Origin of the sequence: Flavobacterium sp. WG21, assembly GCF_000335775.1 — a bacterium.
Taxonomy (GTDB): domain Bacteria; phylum Bacteroidota; class Bacteroidia; order Flavobacteriales; family Flavobacteriaceae; genus Flavobacterium; species Flavobacterium tructae.
Map to the genome: position 1 here is coordinate 167,609 of NZ_AMYW01000004.1, position 26,485 is coordinate 194,093.

Annotated in this window: 17 protein-coding genes and 1 pseudogene; 13 read left to right on the top strand and 5 right to left on the bottom strand. The window is 37.3% G+C overall.

Annotation, left to right across the window (positions count from 1 at the left end; all coding sequences use genetic code 11):
* Positions 1-162 precede the first annotated feature (162 nt).
* On the top strand, positions 163-1,185 hold the full coding sequence (locus tag C245_RS0105000) for an SseB family protein (RefSeq protein ID WP_017495488.1): 1,023 nt from the start codon (positions 163-165) through the stop codon (positions 1,183-1,185).
* 75 nt (positions 1,186-1,260) lie between these two features.
* Here the strand turns inward: C245_RS0105000 and C245_RS24490 are convergent.
* Both C245_RS24490 and C245_RS0105005 read right to left on the bottom strand, forming a co-directional pair.
* A pseudogene (locus C245_RS24490) lies at positions 1,261-1,356 on the bottom strand (AsnC family transcriptional regulator); the annotation flags it as partial.
* Positions 1,357-1,575: 219 nt separating this feature from the next.
* Positions 1,576-2,034: an Lrp/AsnC family transcriptional regulator gene (locus C245_RS0105005; protein ID WP_017495489.1), complete on the bottom strand. Its 459-nt coding sequence runs from the start codon at positions 2,032-2,034 to the stop codon at positions 1,576-1,578.
* A 323-nt stretch (positions 2,035-2,357) separates the two neighbouring features.
* Between C245_RS0105005 and C245_RS0105015 the strand changes: the two genes are divergently transcribed.
* On the top strand, positions 2,358-3,584 hold the full coding sequence (locus C245_RS0105015) for an aminotransferase class I/II-fold pyridoxal phosphate-dependent enzyme (RefSeq protein ID WP_017495491.1): 1,227 nt from the start codon (positions 2,358-2,360) through the stop codon (positions 3,582-3,584).
* A gap of 320 nt (positions 3,585-3,904) precedes the next feature.
* On the opposite strand, the gene C245_RS0105030 is transcribed toward C245_RS0105015, so the two are convergent.
* The 3 genes from C245_RS0105030 to C245_RS0105045 form a co-directional block, all read right to left on the bottom strand.
* On the bottom strand, positions 3,905-5,845 hold the full coding sequence (locus C245_RS0105030; protein WP_017495494.1) for an amino acid permease: 1,941 nt from the start codon (positions 5,843-5,845) through the stop codon (positions 3,905-3,907).
* Positions 5,846-6,292: 447 nt separating this feature from the next.
* On the bottom strand, positions 6,293-9,199 hold the full coding sequence (locus tag C245_RS0105040; RefSeq protein ID WP_017495496.1) for an FAD-binding and (Fe-S)-binding domain-containing protein: 2,907 nt from the start codon (positions 9,197-9,199) through the stop codon (positions 6,293-6,295).
* A 203-nt stretch (positions 9,200-9,402) separates the two neighbouring features.
* Positions 9,403-10,152 carry a DeoR/GlpR family DNA-binding transcription regulator gene (locus C245_RS0105045; RefSeq protein ID WP_017495497.1) on the bottom strand — a complete coding sequence of 250 codons (750 nt, stop codon included), beginning with the start codon at positions 10,150-10,152 and terminating at the stop codon, positions 9,403-9,405.
* A 225-nt stretch (positions 10,153-10,377) separates the two neighbouring features.
* On the opposite strand from C245_RS0105045, the gene C245_RS0105055 reads away from it, so the two are divergent.
* The 11 genes from C245_RS0105055 to C245_RS22700 all read left to right on the top strand — a co-directional run bounded on the left by C245_RS0105055 (position 10,378) and on the right by C245_RS22700 (position 26,342).
* Positions 10,378-13,437 (top strand): SusC/RagA family TonB-linked outer membrane protein, encoded by a 3,060-nt coding sequence (locus C245_RS0105055; RefSeq protein ID WP_017495499.1) that lies wholly within the window; start codon positions 10,378-10,380, stop codon positions 13,435-13,437.
* 15 nt (positions 13,438-13,452) lie between these two features.
* Positions 13,453-14,730 (top strand): RagB/SusD family nutrient uptake outer membrane protein, encoded by a 1,278-nt coding sequence (locus C245_RS0105060; RefSeq protein WP_026109878.1) that lies wholly within the window; start codon positions 13,453-13,455, stop codon positions 14,728-14,730.
* Positions 14,731-15,017: 287 nt separating this feature from the next.
* Complete coding sequence (murQ, locus tag C245_RS0105065) at positions 15,018-15,839, top strand: N-acetylmuramic acid 6-phosphate etherase (RefSeq protein WP_017495501.1); 822 nt, start codon at positions 15,018-15,020, stop codon at positions 15,837-15,839.
* 220 nt (positions 15,840-16,059) lie between these two features.
* Positions 16,060-17,565, top strand: a complete 1,506-nt coding sequence (locus C245_RS0105070; protein ID WP_017495502.1) for a sodium:solute symporter — start codon at positions 16,060-16,062, stop codon at positions 17,563-17,565.
* Between the two features lie 367 nt (positions 17,566-17,932).
* The gene (locus tag C245_RS0105080) at positions 17,933-19,141 is read left to right on the top strand and encodes an anhydro-N-acetylmuramic acid kinase (RefSeq protein ID WP_017495503.1); all 1,209 of its coding nucleotides are present in this window, start codon (positions 17,933-17,935) and stop codon (positions 19,139-19,141) included.
* A 15-nt stretch (positions 19,142-19,156) separates the two neighbouring features.
* Positions 19,157-20,425, top strand: coding sequence for an acyltransferase family protein (locus tag C245_RS0105085; protein ID WP_017495504.1), 1,269 nt, complete (start codon positions 19,157-19,159; stop codon positions 20,423-20,425).
* Between the two features lie 511 nt (positions 20,426-20,936).
* Complete coding sequence (locus tag C245_RS0105090) at positions 20,937-22,508, top strand: glycoside hydrolase family 10 protein (RefSeq protein WP_017495505.1); 1,572 nt, start codon at positions 20,937-20,939, stop codon at positions 22,506-22,508.
* The gene (locus C245_RS0105095) at positions 22,495-23,817 is read left to right on the top strand and encodes an MFS transporter (RefSeq protein ID WP_017495506.1); all 1,323 of its coding nucleotides are present in this window, start codon (positions 22,495-22,497) and stop codon (positions 23,815-23,817) included. The genes C245_RS0105090 and C245_RS0105095 overlap by 14 nt, the downstream gene beginning before the upstream one ends.
* A gap of 22 nt (positions 23,818-23,839) precedes the next feature.
* A complete protein-coding gene (locus C245_RS0105100) occupies positions 23,840-24,181 on the top strand; it encodes a hypothetical protein (protein WP_026109879.1) in 342 nt (113 codons plus the stop codon).
* Positions 24,182-24,324: 143 nt separating this feature from the next.
* Positions 24,325-24,774 carry a GNAT family N-acetyltransferase gene (locus tag C245_RS0105105; protein WP_017495508.1) on the top strand — a complete coding sequence of 150 codons (450 nt, stop codon included), beginning with the start codon at positions 24,325-24,327 and terminating at the stop codon, positions 24,772-24,774.
* 8 nt (positions 24,775-24,782) lie between these two features.
* On the top strand, positions 24,783-26,342 hold the full coding sequence (locus C245_RS22700) for a glycoside hydrolase family 3 protein (protein ID WP_232424326.1): 1,560 nt from the start codon (positions 24,783-24,785) through the stop codon (positions 26,340-26,342).
* The last annotated feature ends 143 nt before the right edge of the window (positions 26,343-26,485 follow it).

Here is a 26,485-nt window from a genome sequence, read left to right on the forward strand (position 1 = left end):
TGTTTTTTGGGTGAAATTTTGATTGCGGATTTTACCATTAAAAGCGCTAAGAGTCTCGCAATAAATTATACCTTTAGCAGAAAATAACTGGTTCCGGACTTCGTAACCTTACAAAATAGTAAAACATTAGAAACAATTTTAAGAGCAGACAAAAGACCAACAATGGGATTATTTGACATATTTAAAAAAAAGAAAACGGAATCAACATTTCCGGAAAATGAAATCGAAAAATACTTAATGCAAGCAGCATCAAATTTTTCTGCTCAAAAGGAGTTTTATGTAAAATTGTTAGAAAATCAATTGTATGTATTGACTAACGATAATTCTATTTCAGGAATTGGAAATCAAACTCTGGAGAATGACGTAACAATTCAATGTGTTATTTTTGAAAACGGACAAATTCCAATCTTCACATCTATAAATAGAATATTTGACAAAGGAATAATCCCTAAAATTGTTCCATATCTTAGCTTAAAAGGGCAAGTTTTGTTTGAAACATTGAATGGAGCAACATTTATACTAAATCCTTACTCAGATTTCACAAAAGAATTAATTCCAGAAGAAATTGAAAATCTTTTAAATGGCAAAATCAATAACAAAATTGATGAGCTAGAATTTGAAAATAAAAAAAATCAAGAATTTAATGAAATCTTTGAGCGAGCTGGAAAAAAGCAAGAAGGACTGATTTTATTAGACGGATACCAGAAAAAAGAATTGAAGGAGTCTGACAAATTAAAACTTGAAGAATCTATAAAAGATTTCAAAAAATGCCTTGAAATAGTTCCAGAACATTGGCAAAGTATGATTTTAATGTCTAAAGCACTTCAAAGACTTGAGCGGCACAAAGAAGCTCTTGAACAATTGGAATTTGCCTTTAAACTTGAATTAGAAAACCATATAATTCCTATGGAAGCTTCATTAGAAGCTATGCATCTAAAAAACATTGAGAAAGCGATATTTTATTCTGAAGAATCTCTAAAAAGAAGCCTTGATGACTTTGCATTATTAGGCAATCATGCAATGAATTTACTTGTTGCTAAAAAAGACCAGGAAGCAAAAGCAACAATTGACAAAGCCATTAAATTACAGCCAAATGACTCAATAAATAAAAATATTGAATCAATCATAATAGATGTAATATCTGGAAAACGAACAAGGCCAACTTTTGAAGATGCCATTAAATAAAAAACTAAGTTTTTTTGATTATCACTCTAGGACTTTGTGAGATCAAACACCTTAGAATCTTAGTCTCTCAGCACCTTAAAAAGAAATCACCGTTGAGTTCTTCACTTCGCTAATCATAAACATACTTTGTGTGCTGCCAATATGTTGAAGTGAAGTCAATTTTGTGACCAGGATTACACAAATTCTCTCGAAGTTTTTTTGTCTCTCGCAGATTTTGCAGATCATGCTGATTTTGTAATTCTTATAAAATCGCGAAAAATGCAAAGATTCATCACGTTTTAGACGCACAGCTATACATTTCTAAGAAAAACATTTGTCCCTTTAAACCTTTACCCAAAAAAACTCAGAAATCAATAACTTAGCACCTTAGTCTCTCAGAATCTTAGTCCCTTAAAAAGAAATCACCGTTGAATTCTTCACTTCACTAATCATAAACATGCTTTGTGTGCTGCCAATATGTTGAAGTGAAGTCAATTTTGTGACCAGGAATTCACGATACGCTTCCATGTCTTTTACCAAAACTTTTAAGATATAATCATAATCGCCACTTACGTGGTGACATTCCAGAACTTCGTTTAGCTTGGTAACTTCACTTTCGAATTTAGTTAGGAATTCCTTGGTATGCTGAATCAGTTTTAAATGACAGAAAACCACAAATCCTTTTTCAATTTTAGATTTATTCACCAGAGCGACGTAGTTTTTTATGATGCCTTCACGCTCCAGCTTTTTAATCCTCTCATAAACCGCCGTTACAGAGAGATTGAGCTTTAAGGATAATTCTTTGTTTGTTTTTTTACTGTCGGTTTGTAATAAAACCAGGAGTTTTTTATCTGTGGCATCTAAAGTCATGGCTTCAGTTTAGGGTTTATGGTTGATGGTTTGTTCTTATTGTTGTAAAATGAAAGAAAATCTATTAACTGATCTTACATTCATCAAATTTAGATTAAAAATCAGGAAAAATACATTTTTATAGTTTTAAAATCTAATTATTCATTTCGTGATTGATTAATTTTCCAATTAGCTCTTATTTTGAAAAAGATTTCCTTCAAAAAAGAACATAAAAGGTTCTTATTTAAAGTAAAAGTCAAAATAGTGGTCTCAAAAAAACCTAAACCATAAACCATAAACTATAAACCATAAACTATAAACCACAAACTATAAACTACCAAGCTATGAACCACTTTAACCCGGCAGACAAAATTCAGGATTTGCAATACTTTGGTGAATTTGGTGGTGTTAACCCATCGATTTCAGATTCTTCTACTTATACTTTTCTTTCAGCCAAAACCATGTTCGATACTTTTGAAGGGAACATGGAAGGTTGCTACTTATATTCCCGTCATTCTTCTCCAAGTAACTTGTATCTGGATCAGGCACTGGCAGCGATGGAAGGAACAGAAACTGCCAATGTTTCGGCTTCCGGAATGGGGGCTATCACTCCTACGCTTTTACAACTTTGTGGTGCGGGTGATCATATTGTTTCAAGCAGAACTATTTATGGCGGAACGTATGCCTTCCTAAAGAATTTCATTCCTCGCTTTGGAATCGAAACGAGCTTTGTCAACATTACCAAACTTGATATTGTAGAAGCAGCGATCACCTCTAAAACTAAGGTTCTATACTGTGAAACGGTTAGCAATCCATTGTTGGAAGTAGCTGATATCGCCGGCCTGGCTAAAATTGCCAAAAAATACAATCTAAAATTGGTCGTAGACAATACGTTTTCACCGTTATCGGTTTCTCCTGCAAAATTAGGAGCAGACATTGTGATTCACAGTTTAACCAAATACATAAACGGAAGCAGTGATACCGTGGGCGGCGTAACCTGTGCTTCGAAAGAGTTTATCAATTCACTAAAAAATGTAAATTCAGGCGCCAGTATGTTATTAGGTCCTACGATGGACAGCCTGCGTTCGGCTTCTGTGATGAAAAACCTTCGTACGCTTCATATTCGTATCAAGCAGCACAGTCATAATGCGCACGTTTTGGCTGACAAATTTGAGAAAGACGGTTTAAAAACGGTTTATCCGGGATTAAAAAGTCACCCAAGTCATGAATTGTACAAAACAATGATCAATCCGGAATATGGTTTTGGAGGAATGCTCACCATAGATGTGGGATCATTGGAAAAGGCCAACGAATTAATGGAACTGATGCAGGCAAGAAACTTAGGTTATCTGGCGGTGAGTTTAGGGTTTTATAAAACATTATTCAGCGCACCGGGGACCTCTACTTCAAGTGAAATTCCGTTAGAAGAACAAGCCGAAATGGGACTGACGGATGGTTTAATCCGTTTCTCTATCGGTCTGGACAATGACATTGAACGTACCTACAAAATGATGAAAGCTTGCATGACAGAGCTTGACATCTTGCAAAATAAAACAATTCTTTATAAATAAATTTGCACGTATTTTTTTTTAGTTTGTTTAAATCCGCTGAAGGTTTTTCTTTTGGCGGATTTTTTTTTGTGCCTGTTTAAAATGAAAAGATCATTTACCTTATACAAAATAATAAAACCGTTATGAAAACATTCTCAGAACGGCTTATCATCTATATTTTTTTTATTTCAATGGACGGATTAAAATCTATCCCTACAATACATTTCGTTCCGATGGCGGACGGATTAAAATCCATCCCTACAATATATTTCGTTCCGATGGCGGACGGATTAAAATCCATCTCTACAATATATTTCGTTCCGATGGAACTCTTATAACGTTTAACTTATAACATTCTCCGTGTTTAGCTTGCTGTTTTTTCGGCTGAAGCCAAAATAGATACAAAGACCAATAAGCAACCAAACTGTGAAATAAATCCAGTTCCAAACACTTAATTCGGCCATCATATACAAACAACAGATCAAGCCTAAAAGCGGAATTAAGGATAGATTCTGTTTGAAAGCCCAAACCGTTAAACCAACTAATACCAATAAGAAGATCCACATTGGAATTTTATGTTTGAATAAACTCAGTCCGCTTTCAAATTTTGCAGTCTCTTTTATAGGTAAACCTTTTACAACCTCAACATATTTTGCTTCGTCATCCTGATACTGACTCAATAAATGCTCTAAATCGGATGTTTCTGAAGTTTTATTCTGAACATCGATACTTTTTAAATAATGGAAAACTTTTTCAGAATCGCTTTTATCCAATGAAGTAATAATATCTGCCGGACTATTCACCTGGGTCTCATTGGTGATAAAACTCATCGTAGCCTTTTTATTGTAACCAAAGGCAAAAACTAATCCTATGATCAATAAAGCCGGCATTATATATTTTGAATTGATATAAGGCGTTTTAAACTTTCCTCTTGGAATCTCCGGCTTATTTTGCAATACTAAAACTCCGGCACAAACCAATACAAACGCAAATAAAGTTCCGATACTGCACAAATCTGTTACCATGGTAAGATTTAAGAATAACGCGGGTACTGCAACCACAAAACCAGTTACGATAGTTGCATAAGATGGGGTTTTAAATTTCGGATGAACTCTGGAGAAACGTTTTGGCAACAATCCGTCACGGCTCATACTCATCCAGATACGAGGCTGTCCCATTTGAAAAACCAACAAAACGCTGGCCATTGCCACTACCGCACTTACTGCAATAATTCCGGACATCCATTTTAAATCTAATTTTTCAAATACAAACGCTAGCGGATCACCTACATTTAATTCGTTATAACGCACCATTCCGGTTAAAACCAAGGCAATGGCGATATACAAAAGCGTACAAATAATAATCGCCCACATCATTCCGCGTGGTAAATCTCTTTGCGGATTTTTACATTCTTCGGCTGTAGTTGAAATGGCATCAAAACCAATGTAAGCGAAAAATACTGCAGAAACTCCTTTTAATACACCACTTACTCCATTTGGTGCAAACGGATCCCAATTGGCTGTATCTACGTAAAATATCCCAACCGCAATTACCAAAAGTACAATGCAAAGTTTTACCACAACCATGATATTACTGGCATTACGGGATTCTTTCATTCCGCGGTAAATCAATGCCGTAATCAAGATGATAATTAATAAAGCCGGAAGATCGGCAACAAAATGAAACGAGCCAAATAAAACCGGAGAAGTTGTCCAGGCCGTATAAGCAGACTGCAGAGCAGGTTCTAAATTTTCAAAGGCTTTTCCACTATGCATTAAAGCTGTTGCGTTATTAAATCCGTTTGAAGCGGTTAAATAATCCATCTGAACCCACTGCGGGAGATGAACCCCTCCACTGGCGAGAAGTCCCGTAAAATAATCACTCCACGATATCGCAACGGTTATATTTCCAACGGAGTATTCCATGATCAAAGCCCAGCCAATTACCCAGGCTATAATTTCACCAAATGCCACATAAGAATAGGTATAAGCACTTCCTGAAACAGGTACCATTGAGGCAAATTCTGCATAGGCAAAAGCGGCAAAACTACAAGCTACCGCTGTAAATAAAAACAAAAATATAACGGCTGGTCCGCCATCTGCACTGGCTTTTCCGATCGTACTAAAAATTCCGGCACCCACTATAGCAGCAATTCCGAAGGCAGTTAAATCTCTGGCAGTTAAGTGTTTTCCTAATGCATTATGACCGTCTGCATCGTTTTTTGCAACCTGCTTCAGAATATCTTGTACCGTTTTTTTTCGGAATAAACCTGATAATGCCATATGTAATTATGCTTTTAAAATTAATTTAATTCGGTCTTTGTGGTTTTATTTTGCAAATAATGCAAAAATTATCCTGATTTCAAATATATAAAACGATTTTGTTTTGCATCGCTTTTTGTGATGAATTATTTTCACCCACGGATTATTGCGGATTCACGCCGATTTTTTTTTCCGCCACAACCCGAGCGATAGCGAACAGGCGAAGCAATTGCACGAATTAGCACAAATTTTGCAAAATCTGCGGGAAAACTTTTTAGCATTTCAAATACTTGACTATTTTTTCTCTCGCAGATTCTGCAGATTTAGCAGATTAACGCCAATTTCTTTTATTCTAAATCATTTTAATCCTCATAATCTGTGGCAAAAAGAATAGAATCTATTTTTTTTTACAAAGATTAGAAACAAAAAAATTTGCGTCAATTCGTGAAATTCGTGGCTAACAACATTCTACTTCAAACAGTTTCTCAAAATACTCACCGGATGCTCTGCTTCCCTGCTCGTTCCGTCATAAATTTGATGACGGCAACTAGTTCCTGCTGCGGCGATTTTTACGTCCTGAGCGGTCGCTCTTACTTTCGGAAACAATGTATCTTCCCCCATTTGCATGCTTACCTGGTAATGCTCTTTTTCGTAACCGAATGATCCCGCCATTCCACAACAACCTGAATTGTAAATGGTAACCACATTATTCGTTGGTAAATTCAGCATAGCAAATGTCGCCTCAACAGAACTCAGGGATTTCTGATGACAGTGTCCGTGAATTTTAATTTCTTTCTTTTCTGCCGAAAAAGAATCGGCCGTGATCTTACCATCGACAATTTCTCTTTTAAAAAATTCTTCTATCGTAAAAGCATTTTTAGCTACTTTTTCAGCTGCTTCTTTGTTCGTTGCCAAACGTAAATATTCGTCCCTGAACGTTAAAATTGCCGAAGGTTCTATTCCGATTAAAGGTGCTTTTGCTGAAACTAAATCCTTAAAAATAGTCACATTGATATCTGCAATTTTCTTCGCTTCTTCCAAAAATCCTTTCGACAAATACGTTCTTCCGCTTTCTTCATGATTGACGATTAAAACTTCGTAACCTAATTTTGTCAATAGTTCAAAAGCATCTATACCGATATTAACATCGTAATAATTGGTAAATTCATCATTAAACAAATACACTTGTCCGTTGGGGAAATTATTTTGCTGTGGCCTATTATTTTCGTACCATTTTCTGAACGTTTTTTTCGCCAATAACGGAACCTGTCTTTCCGGAGCAATTCCCATGCTTTTTTTCACGAGAGACTGATTGGAAATAAAATTCGTAATCGACGGAAACAAACTTCCCATTTTATTCAGTTTGGCATTGTGTGCAAAGATTTTGTTTCGGGTCGAAAAGCCGTTTGCTTTTTGATATTGGTATAAAAATTCTGCTTTCAGCGTGGCTACGTCTACATTACTCGGACATTCGCTGGCACAGGCTTTACAGCTCACACACAATTCAAAAACTTCGTAAAGTTCTTTCTGGTCGAATTTATTTTCTTTCTCTGAATAGGTCAAATATTCTCGTAAGGCATTCGCCCTGGCACGCGTGGTTTCTTTTTCATTTTTCGTCGCGCGGTAACTTGGACACATGGCTCCTCCTGCCGACGGTAACTTTCTGCAATCACCGGAACCGTTACATTTTTCGGCAGCACGCAAAATCCCCAAACTATCCGAGAAATCCTGAAACGTCTTAATATCCGGTTCAACTCTGCCCGAAACCACACGATGGTTTTCGTCCATTTTTAAGGCATTCACAATCTTACCAATATTCAAAGCCGAGTTGGGATCAAACGCCAGCTTAATTCTTTTTAGCAATTCATAATTGGATTCGCCAATCATATATGGGATAAATTCACCACGCACGATTCCGTCACCATGTTCTCCACTCAGAGATCCTCTGTACTTTTTAACCAAAACAGCCACATCGGTTGCAATGGTTCTGAAAAGTTTTAAATCGGATGTTTTTTTCAAATTCAACACCGGACGCAAATGCAGCTCACCCGCTCCGGCATGTGCATAATAAATTGCCTCTTGTCCGTGACGCTTCATCATGGCTGAAAATTCAGCAATATAAGCCGGCAAATCGCTCAATTCAACCGCAGTATCTTCTATTGAATCGGCTGCTTTATCATCACCAACAATACTTCCTAAAAGTCCCAGACCGGCTTTTCTCAGTTCATTCGCTTTGTCAATATCCTTCCCATAAATCTTTACTCGTGCATAACCAAAATTGTTTTTTTCCAAATCAGCAATCAAAGTATCCGCTTGTTTTTCAGCATCTTCTAAAGTATTCGACGCGACTTCAAACAACATAATAGCTTTGGGCTCCCCCACCAAAAAGAAACGATTTTTAATATGTTCCCGATTCGTTTTGGTACAATCTAAAATGGTATCATCAATCATTTCTGCCGTGTACAAATGATGCTTCATTGCTACAACAACAGATTCTAATGATTCCTGAATCGTGTGATAATGTCCCACAACCATAATGCTGTGAGGCGGAGGCAGGTCGTCTACTTTCAGCGTCACTTCAGTTGTAAAAGCCAGTGTTCCTTCGCTCCCGCAAAGCAGTTTGCCTAAATTGACAGTGGGTTCAGTTCCGCCAAACAAATCCGATTTCAGCAAAATATCAACAGCATAACCTGTATTTCTTCGGTGAATCTCGGGTTTCGGAAACTCTTTTACAATTTCTTCCTGAGTGGCAACAACAGAAAGCTCGTCGTAAATGGTTTTGTATATTTTATTTTCTAAGTTATCCCCTTTGGTTTTTTCGATAAATTCAGCAGAAGTCAGATCCTTAAAAACCACTTCCGAACCGTCGCTTAAAAGAGCTTTTACCTCAGCAATTTTATCACGTGTCACTCCATATCGAATCGAAGTGGTTCCTGAAGAGTTATTCCCCACCATACCGCCAATCATTGCGCGATTTGAAGTTGATGTAATTGGGGCAAAAAATACGCCGTGCGGTTTTAAAAACAAATTGAGCTCGTCGCGAATTACACCAGGCTCAACTGTTACGGTTTTCTTTTCGGCATTGTACGAAATAATTTTAGTAAAATGCTTCGACACATCAACAACCAATCCGTCTCCTACTGCCTGTCCTGCCAACGAAGTTCCGGCCGTTCTTGGCGTAATCGACATCTGATGCTGTCCTGCAAATTTTATCAGCTTGGCAATATCTTCAATTGTTTTGGGAATCGCTACCGCATTGGGTTTAATTCGATACACAGAAGCATCGGTCGAATAAAGCGTTTTATGAAGATCATCATATAAAAGGGTTCCTTCTAATGATGCTGATAATTGTTCTAACTCTTTAATTATTGACATTATAACTTGGTTTATAAACTAAAACGGATTCCGTGAATTACAAAAATAGTTTTTTTTGAGGTTCTGAGGTGCAAAGGCGCTAAGGTTCTGAGATTTTCTTTTGATTGTGTTTTACAAGCTTTCTTTAATTTCACAACTTTTTTAACCTCTATCTATTCTCTAAAAGGCATCTAAAACAAATACTGCACAATCATGCAATTCCATTAAACCATCCGTACTCCTGCTTCTATAAAACCTTTGATTTTGGGACTTTTAGAATTGAGCTCAGTAACGATAGCATCTACTTTATCGAGACCACAAACCTGATGTGGCATTTTGCCATTAATTTTATCGGAAGTTGCAAGGACAATTACCTTATCAGAAGCTTTAATCATTTCTTTTTTGATGATCGAAACTTCGTAACCCATTTCGGTAAGTCCCTGATTAACATCTAAACTACTCACTCCCAGAAAACAAACATCGGCTTTGATTTTAGACAGTACCTGTACCACATCGATACCCACGGTTACCATGGCTTTTTTCTGCAGTTTTCCACCAATAAAAATCAGTTCTATATTAGGATGCTGCGACAATTGCATGGCTATAGGAAGACTATACGTATATATGGTAGCCGAAAAATCAATTGGAATGAGTTTGCAAAAAGACAAATTGGTAGTTCCTCCGGTCATGATAATCACCTGACCTTCATTCAGAAACGATAAGGCTTTCTGCCCTACTATTCTCTTTTTATCTTCATTGATTATATATATATCAAAAACGTTACTGGATTTCTCCTTTACGGGAAAAGCCGCACCGTATACCTTATTGATCAGGCCTTTGTTGTGCAATTCGTTAAAATCTCTGCGTATGGTATCCTCAGAGATACTGAGCTCTGTGGCAAGATCGATCGTGTTTATCTTTTCGACACTCTTGAATTTATCCATGATAAACTGATGTCTCTCTTTCTTAAGCATTTTAACTTTTTTGAACAAATATAAAAATATATTGCATGATCATGCATGATTATTAAACAATTATTTCAAAAACACCCCATAAAAACCTCACAGCATTTACAAAATCATAATTATATGCGTTTTTATGCGTTTTTTAATATTTTAATTAAATATGTTGCAAAAATTTGCATTTATAAAAAATAATTCTCTACATTTAAAATCTCTAACCAAACAAATATTTTAAAAATGAAAAAACTATTCTTTTTATTTGGAATTATTTTGTTTGCGCAGCCCATTTTTGCGCAGTCAAAAACCGTAACCGGTACGATTATCAGTACTACCGACGGACTTTCTCTTCCAGGAGTATCCGTTTTGATCGAAGGTACTTCTAAAAGCACTACAACTGATCTGGACGGAAAATTCAGCATCACTGCAAATGAAAACGAAACGCTCGTTTTTAGTTTTGTAGGATTTGCTTCGGAGAAAATCAAGGTCACAGCAAACATGACTACAATCAACCTTAAAATGACCGAAGAAACGAACGCTCTCTCTGAAGTTGTTGTACTGGGTTCCACCGTACGCGCTACCCGTAAAGAACTCGGAAATGCAGTAACCAGTTTAAAAGGAGAAGATTTAGTTAAAGCACAGCCCGGAGGTCTCTCTACGGCGCTGCAGGGAAAAATTGCTGGTGCTCAGGTTTCTCAAAACTCGGGTGATCCAGCCGGGGGTTTCAGTATCAAGCTTAGAGGAACTTCTTCTATATTAGGTTCTTCAGATCCTTTATATGTTATTGATGGTGTGGTTTTAAACAACGCCACTACCAACGTAACCAACCTAAACGTGACTACTGGAAACTCTAACATGCAAATTGGTCAGAACAGATCTGCGGACATTAATCCTAACGATATTCAAAGCGTTGAAGTCTTAAACGGAGGTGCTGCCGCAGCCATTTACGGATCAAGAGCGGCCAATGGTGTGGTTTTAATTACAACTAAAAAAGGAGTCGCAGGAGAAACCAGATATACCTTTTCAACCAGCGTGACTTCTAACCAAATTCGCAAAAAACTGGACATGAATATGTCTGACAAGCAGTTTGTAAGTACTTCACCAGCCCTGTTCCCAATTCAGGGAAATCCTGCGAGTCCAACTACAGTAACGGTTTTAGGCAGAAACCTTGAAACCAGAACAACTAATGTACAGCGACATGACTATCAGGATGATATTTTTACTACGGGTGTCGGAACTGATACCTATTTCTCCCTACAAGGCGGAGACGAGAAAACCAAATATTTTGCTTCTCTTGGTTATCTGGTAAACGAAGGAATTATAAAAAATACCGATTTTAAAAGAGCGGGTGCCAAAGTGAGATTGAAACATGACTTCAACTCAAAACTATCCGCTACAGTGGGATTAAATTATGTAAACTCCAGTTCGAATGAAAAACCGGACGGAAACGTCTTCTGGAGTCCGATTAACGCGATCAACATCACCAATAATATCTACGACATCAATCAAAGAGACGTAAATGGCAATCTTTTAGCTGTTGATCCAAACAGGGTGAATCCACTTTCGATTATCGAAACTTTCAAAATCAAACAAAATACGGATCGTATTATTTCGGATTTGCAATTGAACTACACACCGTTTAAAAATTTCAATGCCGATTTGATTTTTGGTATCGACAACTACAATCAGAGAGGAAATGTATTCATCCCTAGATATCCATATGTTGTGAATCCTGCTTACTACAATGACGGGTATGTTTCTGAGGCTACTAACAGAGTAGTACAATTCAATAACGATTTGAATTTAAGATATCTTTGGAATATTAACGACAAATGGAAAGCTACTACTTACGGAGGTTACAATGTGCAGACGTATCGCGATAATTTTGCAGCAGTTGAAGGACGTAACTTAAAACCTTTTATCGAAACTATCAATGCTTTTAATACTTTGATTCCGGGTTCACCAAGTTCCAGTCAGTCCAAATATAATTTATGGGGATATTACCTTCAGGAAACTGTTGGTTACAAAGACAAATTATACCTTACAGTTGCAGGAAGACAGGATGCTTCGACTATTTTTTCGAGTGCTAACCGCTCTCAGTTTTATCCAAAAGCAAGTGTGAGTTATGTATTTTCAGACGAACCTTTTATGCAAAATATTCACGATGCTGTAAGTTCTGTACGTTTTAGAGCTTCATGGGGAAAATCAGGAAGTTTAACCGCGATTAAACCTTATGCCCGTTTTACCAATTATTCTACGGGAACGCTTTTAGGAAACAGTGCTTTTACGATCGAAGGATTCAAACAAGGAAATCTGGATTTAAGACCGGAACAAAGTGTTACGTATGAAATTGGAGGTGATTTTGGTTTCATCAAAGACCGTCTTAATTTATCTTTCAGCTATTACAATGCCGATATTGATGACTTGTTATTGCCGGTTCAGTTGGCAGCTTCTGAAGGCGCAACAAATACGATTAAAAACATCGGACAAATGAACAACAAAGGGTTCGAAATCAATTTGAAATACGATCTGATCAAAAAAGAAAACCTGCACCTTGATGTTTTTGTAAACTACAGCAGCAACCGAAACAAAGTGACAGGATTACCACAAACTCGTTTCAAACTGGACAGTAACTTAGCAGGAGCTCCAGTTTTTGTAGAGATGGACAAACCTATCGGAATTTTCTACGGAACTTATTTTGCCCGAAATCCTGATGGCAGTTTGTTGTTAACTCCAAGCGGATATCCACAAACCGAAAAAGGAGATGTCAATACCGGAGCACCACAAAGAGATGCTTCAGGACAGCCAACCGGAACTATTCTGAACAAACAAATTGGGAATCCAAACCCGGATTATATTATAGCTTTCGGAGCCAATCTGAATTACAAAAAATTCGGTCTTTCTGTATTGTTTGACGGTGTTCAGGGCGTAGACGTTTTTGATGCCGATTACAGAACCCGACAAGGTGTAGGATCAGGAAAAATTGTGACTCAGGAACTTAACGGTGAATTACCACGTGGGTACATCTGGTCGGTTTATAATGTGGAAGAATTTAGAGTGGTAGACGGAAGTTATCTGAAATTAAGAGAAGTTTCACTGAATTATTCTTTCGGAAAATTAAACAAATTCTTTGACGATCTGACGGTTACAGCCAGTGGAAGAAACCTGATTTCGTGGGATCACTTTACCAGTTTCGATCCGGAAACCAACTCAGGCGGACAGTCTTCGGTTGCGAGATACAATTTTGGAACCGTGCCAATTCCAAGTTCTTATTCCTTGGCGGTAAAAGTTCAATTCTAACCAAATTAAAACATCATGAAAAAAATATTCATCCCTATAGTAGCCCTTACAATGCTTTTAACAAGCTGTAACGAAGATTATCTAGACCCTACCAAGCCCTCTCAGGAATTAGTTTTTGGAACCCGAGAGGGAGTTATTGGTGCTGCCAACGGACTACAGCTTCTTTGGAGCGTTGACCGAACAAGCCCCGTTTACAACACCATTACCGGAAACGGATTTACCACAAAAGAACTGCGATTGCTAAACGCCGGAAATGTTGACGAAGGTGAACTTTCTGTGGGCGGCGGCGTACTTTCGACCAAAAATCAGGTCGTAAACAATCTGTGGTCACAATGTTTAGTAATTAAATCTGAATCGCAAAAAGTGATCGATAATGTCAACGTATTAACTTCAGATACCGAAAAAGCCAGTGTTATGGTTCATGCTTCTATTTTTAAGGCAATGGCAATTACCACTCTGGTACAGTATTTTCAAAGCGTACCGCTAAAAACAGGTAAAAACGCCACATTTGATTCCAGAGCAGATGTATTAACCGAAGCCATCAAAATTTTAAAAGTAGCAGAACCACTGCTGGACAAAGCGACCGGAGCAACAGGATTGGTTACTAGCATTAATTACAAAAATACCGTTTATGCCTTATTAGCCAGAACGTATCTGATGGCAGGAGATTACGACAACGCCATTACCTATGCCGGTATGGTTGACCTGTCTGTAAAATCGGTTTTTGCTTTTGATCAGATTAGCGCCAACCCTATTGCTTATATCTCGATTACGACCAACAATGTTTTTCAGCCTGTTGATCTGACTTTGGGATTACCTCCTGCTTTAGCTCCTTCAAACTCAGACGGAAGACTGAATTTTTACATCAAACCGGGTTCAAATCCAACTGTTGCCACAGGGTTCTTTGATTCGAATACCAAATCGATTCCACTGTATTTACCAGGCGAAATGATACTAATTAAAGCCGAAAGTTATGCCCGAAAAGACAATTTACCGCAAGCACTTATCGAACTCAATAAGGTTTTAACCAAAACAGCCGGAGCAGATACTTATGGCATTGGTGCCAATCTTCCTCCATATGCAGGAGCCGCAACCAAACCGGCTATCTTAACCGAAATTTACCGCAACCGCTGTATCGAAATGTACATGTCGAGCCTAAAACTGGAAGACAGCAGAAGATTTGACCGTCCGGGAGCAGGAACAGCCAGTGCCGAAAGAAATCGCAACTGGTATCCTTATCCGGATTCTGAACGAAACAACAATACAAATACTCCTGCTGATCCGGCTATTTAAAAATTGTCGGTCTTCGACTTCGCTCAGACTGACAATTTTAATTTCGCTCAGACTAACATTCTCTGATTATTATTTTTTGATTTATAAATCGAGTCTGTCAGTCTGAGCGAAGTCGAAGCATTGTCCGGCCGAGCGAAGTCGAGGCATTGTCAGTCTGAGCGAAGTCGAAGACTGACATTCTGTGATTATTGTTTTTTGATTTCCAAACAATAAACAATAAACAATAAACCATAAACAGCTTAACGGTTAAACAAATAAACGATTAAACAATACTACAGCTATGTATTATGAAAAATAAAAACCCCGAAACCGAACAAGAGTCCCTTTATAAAAATCTGGATCAGATGAGCACCAAAGAACTGCTGATCAACATGAATACAGAAGATCAAAAGGTACCTCATATTGTTGAAAAGCAAATTCCGAAAATTGAAAAACTGGTCAAAGCCATCGTGAAAAAAATGCAGTTGGGCGGACGATTATTTTATATTGGTGCCGGAACTTCAGGGCGTATTGGAATTTTAGATGCTTCTGAATGCCCTCCTACTTTTGGAGTATCCCATGATATGATTATCGGAATTATTGCCGGAGGCGATACCGCCATTCGAAAAGCCGTAGAAAATGCCGAAGACGATACCGAGCAGGCCTGGAAAGATTTATCGAAACATCAGATCTCGAGTCTGGATTTTGTTATCGGAATAGCTGCTTCCGGGAACACTCCGTATGTATTGGGCGGACTTAAAAAAGCCAAAGAAAACAATATTAAAACCGGAAGCATTTCCTGTATCAGTAAAGGACTGATTGCCGAAGTTGCCGATTATCCGATTGAAGTTGTGGTTGGCCCCGAATTCCTGACCGGAAGTACCCGCATGAAAGCAGGAACAGCACAAAAACTAACTTTAAATATGATTTCAACTTCGGTTATGATCAAATTGGGAAGAATCAAAGGCAACAAAATGGTCGACATGCAATTGTCTAACGAAAAATTAGTTAAAAGAGCTATTAAAATGATCGTGGAAGAACTTCAAATTGAACACGATCTGGCAGCTGAACTGTTAGAGAAACACAAAAGTGTGAGGGCTGTTTTACAGGCAAACAACGCTAAGAAATAAACTCTTTACTACTATGGTGAATAAATTTCCTGCAAAGTTTACGTCATTTCGACCAAAGGGAGAAATCACACTAGTAATTCGACAAAGATTGGCGACTTTCTATGCGGAGTTTCGCGTGTGATTTCTCCTACGTAGAAATAACAATGTTGTGTTTAACAGATCTTTTATCAAGCTCATGAACAACTTAAAAAAATAATCTCATCACTAATTCAAAACCAAAATGTCTTCAAGCACCATCTTAATCTTCATCATCGTATATTTTGGCATACTATTACTGATTTCTCAAATCATCAGCAAAAAAGGACAGGACAACGATTCGTTTTTCAAAGCCAATAAAAACTCCAAATGGTATTTAGTAGCTTTTGGAATGATTGGCACTTCGCTGTCCGGACTAACGTTTATCTCCGTTCCGGGCGAGGTAGGATCTCCAAACGGAGAGCAGTTCAAATATTTTCAGTTTATATTGGGACAGGCCGTAGGGCTTATTGTAATTGCAAAAGTATTACTCCCTTTGTATTACAGAATGAATCTTACCTCGATATACAGCTATATCGAAAAAAGAATGGGAACAAACAGTTACAAAACGGCTGCCTCTATTTTTCTGGTAAGCCGTACCATAGGTTCTGCCTTGCGCTTTTATTTGGTTGTACTTGTACTGCAGCGTTATGTTTTTGACTACTATCACATTCCGTTTCCGCTCACCGTATTTTTAGGTCTAACCTTTGTTTTTTTATATACTTACCGAAGCGGCTTAAAAGCCATTATTATCACAGATACTTTACAGACTTTCTTTTTGGTGTCCTCCGTTTTTATCACCATCTATTTCGTGTTAAACAGTTTAGACTTAACCATTTTCGAATCGGTTTCAGCAATTCGAAACAGTAAGTACTCTAAAACTTTTTTCTTTGATGATTTCCTGACCAATAAATACCATTTTGCCAAGCAATTTTTAGGAGGGTTACTAATCATGATTGCGATGGTAGGACTGGATCAGGATTTAATGCAAAAAAACATCAGTTGCAAAAACATTAAAGAAGCACAAAAAAACATGTACACTTTTACCGTTATTTTTGTCACAATCAGTCTTCTTTTTTTAAGTCTTGGAGCTTTACTGTATATGTATGCTGCAAAAAACAACATTTCCGTACCGCTGGATTTGGTAACCAACAAACCCAGAACGGATCTTCTTTTTCCGGAGATTGCACTGAATCATTTGGCTACTGTTCCCGCTCTGGTATTTTTGTTAGGAATCATTGCAGCCACTTTTGCTACAACCGACTCTGCTTTAACAGCTCTGACCACTTCTTTTTGTGTTGATTTTCTGGGAATGGATAAAACCGAAAACATTTCAAATCCTAAAAATGTAAAACGAAGACATGTAGTGCACCTCGCCTTTTCGTTTCTGTTCTTTTTGGTCATTATAGTTCTTAATTCTTTTAATGACAGTTCTGTTGTGGCACTGGTTTTCAAGGCCGCTTCGTATACTTATGGGCCGCTGCTGGGCTTGTATGCTTTTGGATTACTTCAGAAAAACAGAATTGTAACCGACAAACTGGTACCTTGGTTTTGTATCGTAGCCCCTATTTTAACTTATGTACTAAGCGAAAATTCGAAAGCTCTTTTCGGTTATGTCTTTGACAATGAATTGATCCTTATAAATGCACTAATTACCTATACAGGCCTTTATTTTACCAGCAAAAAAACCGACGAAAAAATATACTTTTAAGCCGATTAATGCCAAAATACTCTAATTTTAACCCATTGGATGTAAAGAAAAAAATATTTCAACACACTGGACTATAACTCTAATTTAAATCTGCTAAATCTGCTAAATTTGCGGGCTAACTTTTTTCACGCTGATTTAGCAGATCAGGCAGATAAAATGAGAATAAAAAGATTTACGCACATTATTTTACTTAAATATCAATGAGTCTAAATGTTTTTTTTAACATTCAGTTATGTGTACTGATGCAAGTGAAACGCCTTTTACACAACAAGTAATACTATGTTTCTATGTGTTAAAAACAATTATACCCAAAGAGTTCATTTTCTCACTTTTATTATTCAAATCGTCTTTATAAAATTCAATTTTCATGAATAAAAATATAAACGCACTGTACCAAATTGCTCAAAAAGAAACCCGCAGCATTATTGGGTTAATGTCCGGCACTTCGCTTGACGGGCTCGATATTGCCTTATGCGAAATTTCAGGTTCTGGGCAAAATAGCACTGTCAGAATAGCTCAATTTGAAACCATTGATTATTCGGAAGACATTAAATTTGAAATCCGTAAAGTTTTCGCGAAGAAAGAAATTGATTTTCAACATTTGGTGATGCTCAACGAATGGATTGGTTTACTGCATGCCGAAATGATCAATAATTTTCTCAAAAAACGAAATATTCCCTCCGCCGAAATCGATTTGATTGCTTCACATGGACAAACGGTTTTGCACGCTCCTAAGTTTTTACACCAACAGGAAAAATTTCCAAACGCCACTTTACAAATTGGCGATGGCGATCATATTGCCGTAAAAACAGGTATCATTACCCTTTCCGATTTCAGACAAAAACACATTGCAGCAGGTGGTGAAGGCGCTCCGTTAGCTGTTTACGGAGATTATTTTTTATTTGGAAAAAAGGGCGAAAATCGCATCATGCTCAATATGGGTGGTATTGCTAATTTTACCTTCTTACCTGCTTCATTAAATCCCGAAGAAACTTTCGTAACCGATACCGGAACCGGAAATACCCTGATCGATCTTTTTACAAAACAGTATTACCCTGAAAAAAGTTACGACAAAGATGCCGAAATAGCCCGAAAAGGAACTGTAAATCAGTTATTGCTCGATCATTTAAAAGACGATGCTTTTTTCCGTCAGGAATTTCCAAAAACAATAGGTCCGGAGCTTTTTAGTGCCGAATACGTAAAAACAGCCTTGACCAGAAGTTCCTCTGAAACCATTTCTGCTCCCGATTTACTGGCCACTTTAACCCGTTTTAGCGCCGAAACGATTGCCGAAGCCATTCATTATGCCGTAAACAACTCCACCGACAAACTCGAAGATTTCAAAATTTACCTGTCCGGCGGAGGCATGCACAATCCCTTACTAGTGCAATGGCTTAAAGAATTGTTGCCTTGCGATTTTCACAAAACAGATGAACTGGGTATTTCAGGCGATGCCAAAGAAGCCGTTTTGTTTGCTATTTTGGCTAATGAAACTATAGCTGGCGAAGATTTTAATTTTGGCTCACACAAAGGAATTCCATCCGTAACCATGGGGAAAATTTCGTTACCTGATTAAATAATACACCAAAAAATGAAAGACCGTATCATTTCAGTTGATGTTTTAAGAGGCCTTACCGTCTTATTAATGACCGTTGTAAACAATCCGGGAAGCTGGGATTATGTTTACCCCATTCTAGATCACGCAAAGTGGAACGGCTGTACCTTAGCCGATCTCGTTTTTCCGTTTTTTATTCTGGTTGTCGGAATTGCAATTCCTTTGGCCATGCCCATTAAACAGGACAAGCCCGAAAACATCTTAAAAATAATCACCCGTTCTCTGCGCATCATTTGCCTGGGATTTTTTCTGTATTTTTTCAACAGCATTTATTTTCTGGGACTTGACGGATTCCCTCTTCTTCTTGTCCGTTTAGTGCTCACCGCTTTAGTTGGATATGCTTTAATTGGAAACTTCAACCTTAAAATTAAAACTATTTTAGCGGTTGGTCTTTTCATTATTTTTCTCGTTTTAGCTTATGGCGGACACGAAAATTTCAGCGATGTCAGACTTCCCGGTGTACTACAGCGCATCGGAATTGTTTATCTCCTGGTTTCACTCGTCTATTTAAAAACAAACGTAAAAACCCAAATCATTCTGAGTGCTCTTATTTTATTGGGCTATTGGGTGATCATGACACTGGTTCCGGTTCCCGGAATTGGTCCCGCAAACCTGGAACCGGGTACCAATTTAGCGTCATGGCTCGATAGTATTTTACTCAAAGATCACATGTACATCGCTACCAAAACCTGGGATCCGGAAGGAATTTTGAGCACCGTACCCACTATAGCAAACGGATTGATCGGACTATTAATAGGACAATTGCTTCTAAAACCCATACCCAAAACCGAAATTGCAAAAAAAATGGGAATCCTTAGTGTTGCGCTGATTATCTCAGGATCATTGTGGTCTCTATTTTTCCCTATAAATAAAGCACTTTGGAGCAGCTCATATGTTTTATTTACTGCCGGGATTGGTTTGTTTATCCTCACCTTGATCTATTATGTAGTAGATATCCTCAATCACAAAAAATGGACAACTTTTTTACTCAGCTGGGGCGTAAATCCAATGATTGTATTTTTTGTTTCCGGCATACTGCCTCGTGCACTTGCGATGATTAAAATTCAGAATCCTCAAAATATTTCCGAGACTATAAACGTTAGAGACTATGCGTACCAGTACTGGATCAGTCCTCTTTTTGAAAATCAATTGTTATCGTCTCTTACTTATTCTGTACTTTATGTACTATTATGGAGTTGTATTTTAGGGTATTTTTATAAGAAGAAGCTCATTTTTAAGGTATAAATCCTTTTGATTTTAGGATTTATGATAAACGATTATTGATTTACAAAACTAAAACTAATGTCCGGCTGAGCGAAATCGAAGCCCCCACGTTCTCGTTGACCTGTCTTCGACTCCGCTCAGACGGACAGTTTCGATTTACAAACTATAAACAACATATTATAAACCCTTTAGATTTAAAAATTCTGATAAACGATTATTGATTTACAAAACTAAAACTAATGTCCGGCTGAGCGAAGTCGAAGCCCTTCTCGTTCTCGTTGACCTGTCTTCGACTCCGCTCAGACAGACAACTTTAATTTACAAACTATAAACAATAAACCATAAACAATAAACCATAAACAACAAACTAAAAACCATAAACAGTAAACAATTTCATTCCGTTTATCAACCCTCAATTAAACGAATAAACGATGAAACAATTAAACATTCCCCTTAAATTACTATTCTAAAATTATAATTTCTTATACTCATCTAAAAAAACTATTTTTGGTTTCTGTTAAAAAAGATTGAAATGCATAAAAATCAGCAACTATTATTCTCTATTCTATTTTTATTTTTATTCGGATGGAAATCCGATGCACAGGAAAAAACACTTTACCCTAAAAACGAATTTAGAGGGGTCTGGATTGCAACTGTGGTCAACATCGACTGGCCTAAAACGGCTAAAGACAGCGTAGAAAAAGAAAAAGCGGACTATCTTGAGATTTTAGAAGCTTATAAAAAATTAAACTACAACGCCGTAATAGTTCAAATTCGAAGCGTTGGAGATGCTTTATATCCAACAGAACTCGCACCATGGTCCCGTTTCCTGACAGGGAAAGAAGGACAGGCACCCAATCCATATTACGATACCTTGGCCTGGATGATCGAAGAAGCCCATAAAAGAGGGTTTGAATTTCACGCATGGCTGAATCCTTATCGCGCTACTTTCGACCTGAACAAACAGCAGTTAAGTCCCGATCACGACATTTTTAAACATCCGGAATGGATGGTTGAATACGCCGGAAAAATATATTACGATCCCGCATTACCTGAGGTTCAGGAACATCTAACCAAGGTGGTAAAAGAAGTAGTTGACAAATACGATATCGATGCCATTCATTTTGACGATTATTTTTATCCGTACACTGTTCCGGGAAAAACCTTTAACGATACCGCTTCCTACAAAAAATACGGAGCCGGGTTAAGTCTTGGTGATTGGCGTCGTGCAAATGTGAGCAACTTTGTACACACCATTTCAACCATGATCAAAACCAGTAAACCATGGGTACAATTCGGAATCAGTCCGTTTGGGGTGTGGCGCAATAAATCTCAGGATCCAAAGGGTTCCGAAACCCAATCGACTTCCAATTATGACGATTTGTACGCAGATCCTGTTTTATGGATGGACCAAAAATGGATCGATTACATCCTGCCTCAATTGTATTGGAGTATGAACAACCCAAGAGCTTCTTATTCAAAATTGGTCAAATGGTGGTCAGAGAACTCTAATAATACTGCGCTTTATATCGGACATGCCTCTTATAAAATCAGAGGAGACAATGACAAAAGCTGGAATTTTGCCAGCGAGATTCCAAATCAGATTGATTATGCAAGAAGCTTCAAAAAAGTAAGTGGAAGTGCTTATTTCAGTTCCAAATGGTTCATGAACAAAAACTTTGACATCGTTCGTCTTTTAGAAGAAAATCAATATAAATATCCGGCACTTCCGGCTGCAGTTCCTAATTTAAAGCACATTATAATCGATACACCGGTTTTCAATGAGTATTCAAAAGACAGCAGTAAATACACGTTCACGATCAAAAGTCCGTTGAATACAAAGGTGCGCTACATCGTAATTTATGGCGGAGATCATATTTCGAAAGTCGACATTAATGACGCTACAAAAATTATCGATAAAATTACCGTGTACGAAGTAAACGGAGTAATTTCATTCAGCATTCCTGCCGAAAAAATAAATCAGTACAAAGCCTGCGCCGTAACCTTTATTGATTATTATGCCAATGAAAGTACGCCCGCAGCTATCGATCTAAAAAAACCATTTAAACCTTATACCCCTGCCCAGCCAAATGAAAATAGATAATAAACCATGGTTCTGGATTCCGTTTCTAAATTTCGCATCTGGATTACCCTATGCTATAATTATCTCCGTTTCGGTAATTATGTACAAAAATCTGGGAATATCAAACGAAGATATTGGCATCTACACCAGTTTATTATACCTGCCTTGGGTGATAAAACCACTTTGGAGCCCTTTTATTGAGTTGACAGGAACTAAGAGAAAATGGTTTTTATCGATGCAATTGCTCATCTCCATTGCTTTTTTAATCGTTGGATTCACCATTCCAACAAGTGGTTTTTTCATGATGACTTTAGCCATTTTCTGGGTTGCTGCTTTTGCATCAGCCTCCAATGATATTGCCAGTGATGGTTTTTATCTATTGGTTTTACCCAAAGAGCAGCAATCTTTTTTCTTAGGAATCAGAAGTACCTTTTACAGACTTTCGATGCTTGCCGGAAATGGATTAATTGTTTTACTTGCCGGTTATTTAGAACATAAATATGGCGACAATACCAAAGCCTGGTCCTATACCATGATTATTGTTGGTTTATTAATGACATTTATTACCCTTTATAATTTCATTTTTACGCCAAAAGAAGAAATAAACACCTTAGAAAGTACTGATAAAACACATCATCAAAACTTTGCAACCATATTTACCAGTTTCTTTCAAAAAAAACAAATTGGAATAATTCTCGCTTTTATCCTTGTTTTCAGACTTGGTGAATCTCAATTACTTAAAATGTTGAGCCCTTTTTTATTGGACGGAAAGGAATTAGGCGGAATGGGATTAGATACGGAAGCTGTAGGAATAATCTATGGAACTCTGGGGATTTTTGCTTTAACCGTTGGAGGAATTTTAGGCGGAATCGCACTTTCTAAACATGGTCTTACCAAATGGATGCTTCCTATGTTTTTGACCATGCATCTCCCTATTCTTGGTTTTATCGGATTGGCCCATTTTCAACCACAGGATATTTTCCATCTTCATATCAATTTATATTTTTTTGAAATTAACTCTCCTTTAAATCTCTATACCTGTATTACTGTTATTCTGGAACAATTTGGATACGGTTTTGGTTTCACAGGTTTTATGATGTATTTAATTCATGTTGCAGAAGGAGAATCAAAAACCGCACATTATGCACTTGCGACCGGTTTTATGGCATTAGGAATGATGCTTCCGGGAATGCTTAGTGGCTTTATACAAAAATATTTAGGTTATGAAAACTTCTTTATCTGGGTCGTAATCGCCACAATCCCGGGTCTTATTTTATCTCGTTTTTTAATATTCCCAAAAGATTTTGGAAAAAAGTCTGAAGAAGTTTAACCCCAAATCGAACATCTTACCTATGGAGATCAATGAAAATTTACAGGCCGAACGAAACCTGAAAGCAATTGAATTGGAAAAAGCAGGAGAAACGGAAAAAGCAATTGTCTTATACGAACAAAATATTAGCGAAGGTTTTAAAGGAAATCATCCTTACGACCGATTGGCAACCTTCTACAAAAACCAAATCGATCTCGATAATGAGATTCGGGTTTTAGAAAAAGCCATTGTTGTTTTTGAAAAAATTACACTCGAAGACCGACTCGAAGGTTTACCGAAACTCTTCCGTTTCAAAAACCGACTCGAGAAAGCAATTGAAACTAAGAAGCAATTGGCAAAACAAAAGAAGGCAAAACTGAAATAAACAAATATTTTAAAATTAAGCGTAATTTTCTTTTCACCATTAAGAGATTAAGATAATAAAGCTCAGCTTGGCTTAATTTACTTAATATCTTAATGGTAAAAAATAAAAGCAACTTGGTTTTATTTTACTCAACTTTTTGAATCATGATCAAACTAAAACGAACAAACTCTGACGACACTGATTTTAGAAACCTCGTAGTTTTACTGGATCAGGATTTAAAAATCAGAGATGGAGACGACCATGCCTTTTACAATCAGTTTAACAAGACCGATCTCATCAAACATGTTGTCGTTTTTTATGAAAATGATATAGCAGTTGGTTGTGGTGCTTTCAGAGAAAAAGAAAAAGATACGGTCGAAATCAAACGCATGTTTGTACATCCGGATTTCCGCAAAAGAGGAATTGCTTCTCAGGTTTTGGCAGAACTGGAACAATGGGCTAAGGAAATTGAATACCGTTATACGATTTTAGAAACCGGTAAAAATCAACCGGAAGCCATCAGCTTATACCAAAAATTAGGCTACACTATCATTCCAAACTATCCTCCTTACGAGAAAATGGACAATAGTGTTTGTATGAAAATGACTTTATAACAATGAAAATGACAGCACAAGCATTAAGACAAAAAGTGGGACAATTCTTTTTTCCTGCAGTTTTTATAAACGATACCGAAGAAAACATTCAGGAAACTGAACGTTTAATAAAAGAACACAACATTGGCGGACTTACCTTTTTCCACAGCCGTGCCAGTGCTGCAACAAACTACGAGAGCAAGAAAAAAGTTGTTTTTAACGACGACAGCTATCAAAAAATAAAAGCCCTGATTGTCCGTTATCAAAACGCTGCCACTAACCCTCTCCTAATTAGCATTGATGCCGAATGGGGCCTGGCCATGCGCATTGAAAAAACACCGCAGTACCCGTATGCCATTACGTTAGGCGCCTTACCGGAAGATAAATCGAATCTGGTTTATGAAGTGGGTAAACAAATTGGTTTAGATTTAAAAGCTGCCGGGATTCACTACAATCTTTCTCCTTTAGCCGACATCAACAATAACCCGAACAACCCCGTAATTGGCTATCGTTCTTTTGGTGAAAACAAAGGAAAAGTAGCCCATTTTGCTGTGGAATATCTTAAAGGAATGTCTGAAGTCGGAATTTTAGGCTGCCTGAAACACTTCCCCGGACATGGTAATACCAATGTCGATTCGCATTTGGGGTTACCGGTTTTAAACGAGACTTTAGAAGAATTACTTGAAAACGAGCTGTACCCTTTTATTAAAGGAATTGAACACAATGTCGATTCGATTATGATCGGACATTTAGCTGTTCCAAGTTTAAATGAAGGAAAAAATACTTCAGCAACTTTATCAAAACCTATTATTGAAACACTTTTACGAGAAAAACTAGGTTACGATGGTCTGGTCATTTCTGACGCGCTGAACATGCATAGTGTTTCTAAATTATACGAAACCAAAGGAGAATTGGAATGGGAAGCCTTTAATGCGGGGAATGATGTTTTATGTTTCGCCGAAAATGTACCCGAAGGAATCGAAGCCATTCTTAAAAATGCTTCTCCGGAACGTATTGAAGAAAGTTTCAACCGAATCATCAAAGCCAAGCAAAAAGTTGGAATTCTAGCCGAAAATCACTTTACTTCAGGTGAACTAAATTTCGAAAGAGCATCAGCTTTAAACCTTGAAATTGCTCAAAATTCCATCACAAAAATCATTGATAATTTCAGTATCGAACAGGTTTTTGAAGCACAAAAAAACAACCAGTTAGCCAAATTAAGTTTATACAAAAACACTAAAAATCCATTTTTTCAGACTTTAAATACCGTACTAAATTCAGCAGAATTTGCTTTTGAGAATGCCGAAGATTCATCCATTTCAGAAATCAAAAAAGGTCTGGAACCATTCGGAACAGTTATTATTTCTTTGTTTGTTCCTAAAGCAAAACCAATGAATAATTTCGAAATCGATGATGAAGTTTTAGAATTGCTTTCTGACCTTCTTGAAACCAGAAAGTGCCTGCTTTACGTTTTCGGAAATCCTTATGTTTTGCCAATAATTCCGAATCTTTCTAAAGCTTCCCGAATTATTCAGGTGTATCAGGATTTCGAAGAATTTCAAAAAAAATGCAGGAATTCAATTTCTTGAAAATAATATTTGTAGAGGAAGCTTACCCGTAAATATTGACATCCAATAACTTACACAAACCAAACAACAACACATAATCAAAAACTATCAGCTAATAAATATTAATAATTACTTCTTATTGTAAGAATACGCACTTATGCCCT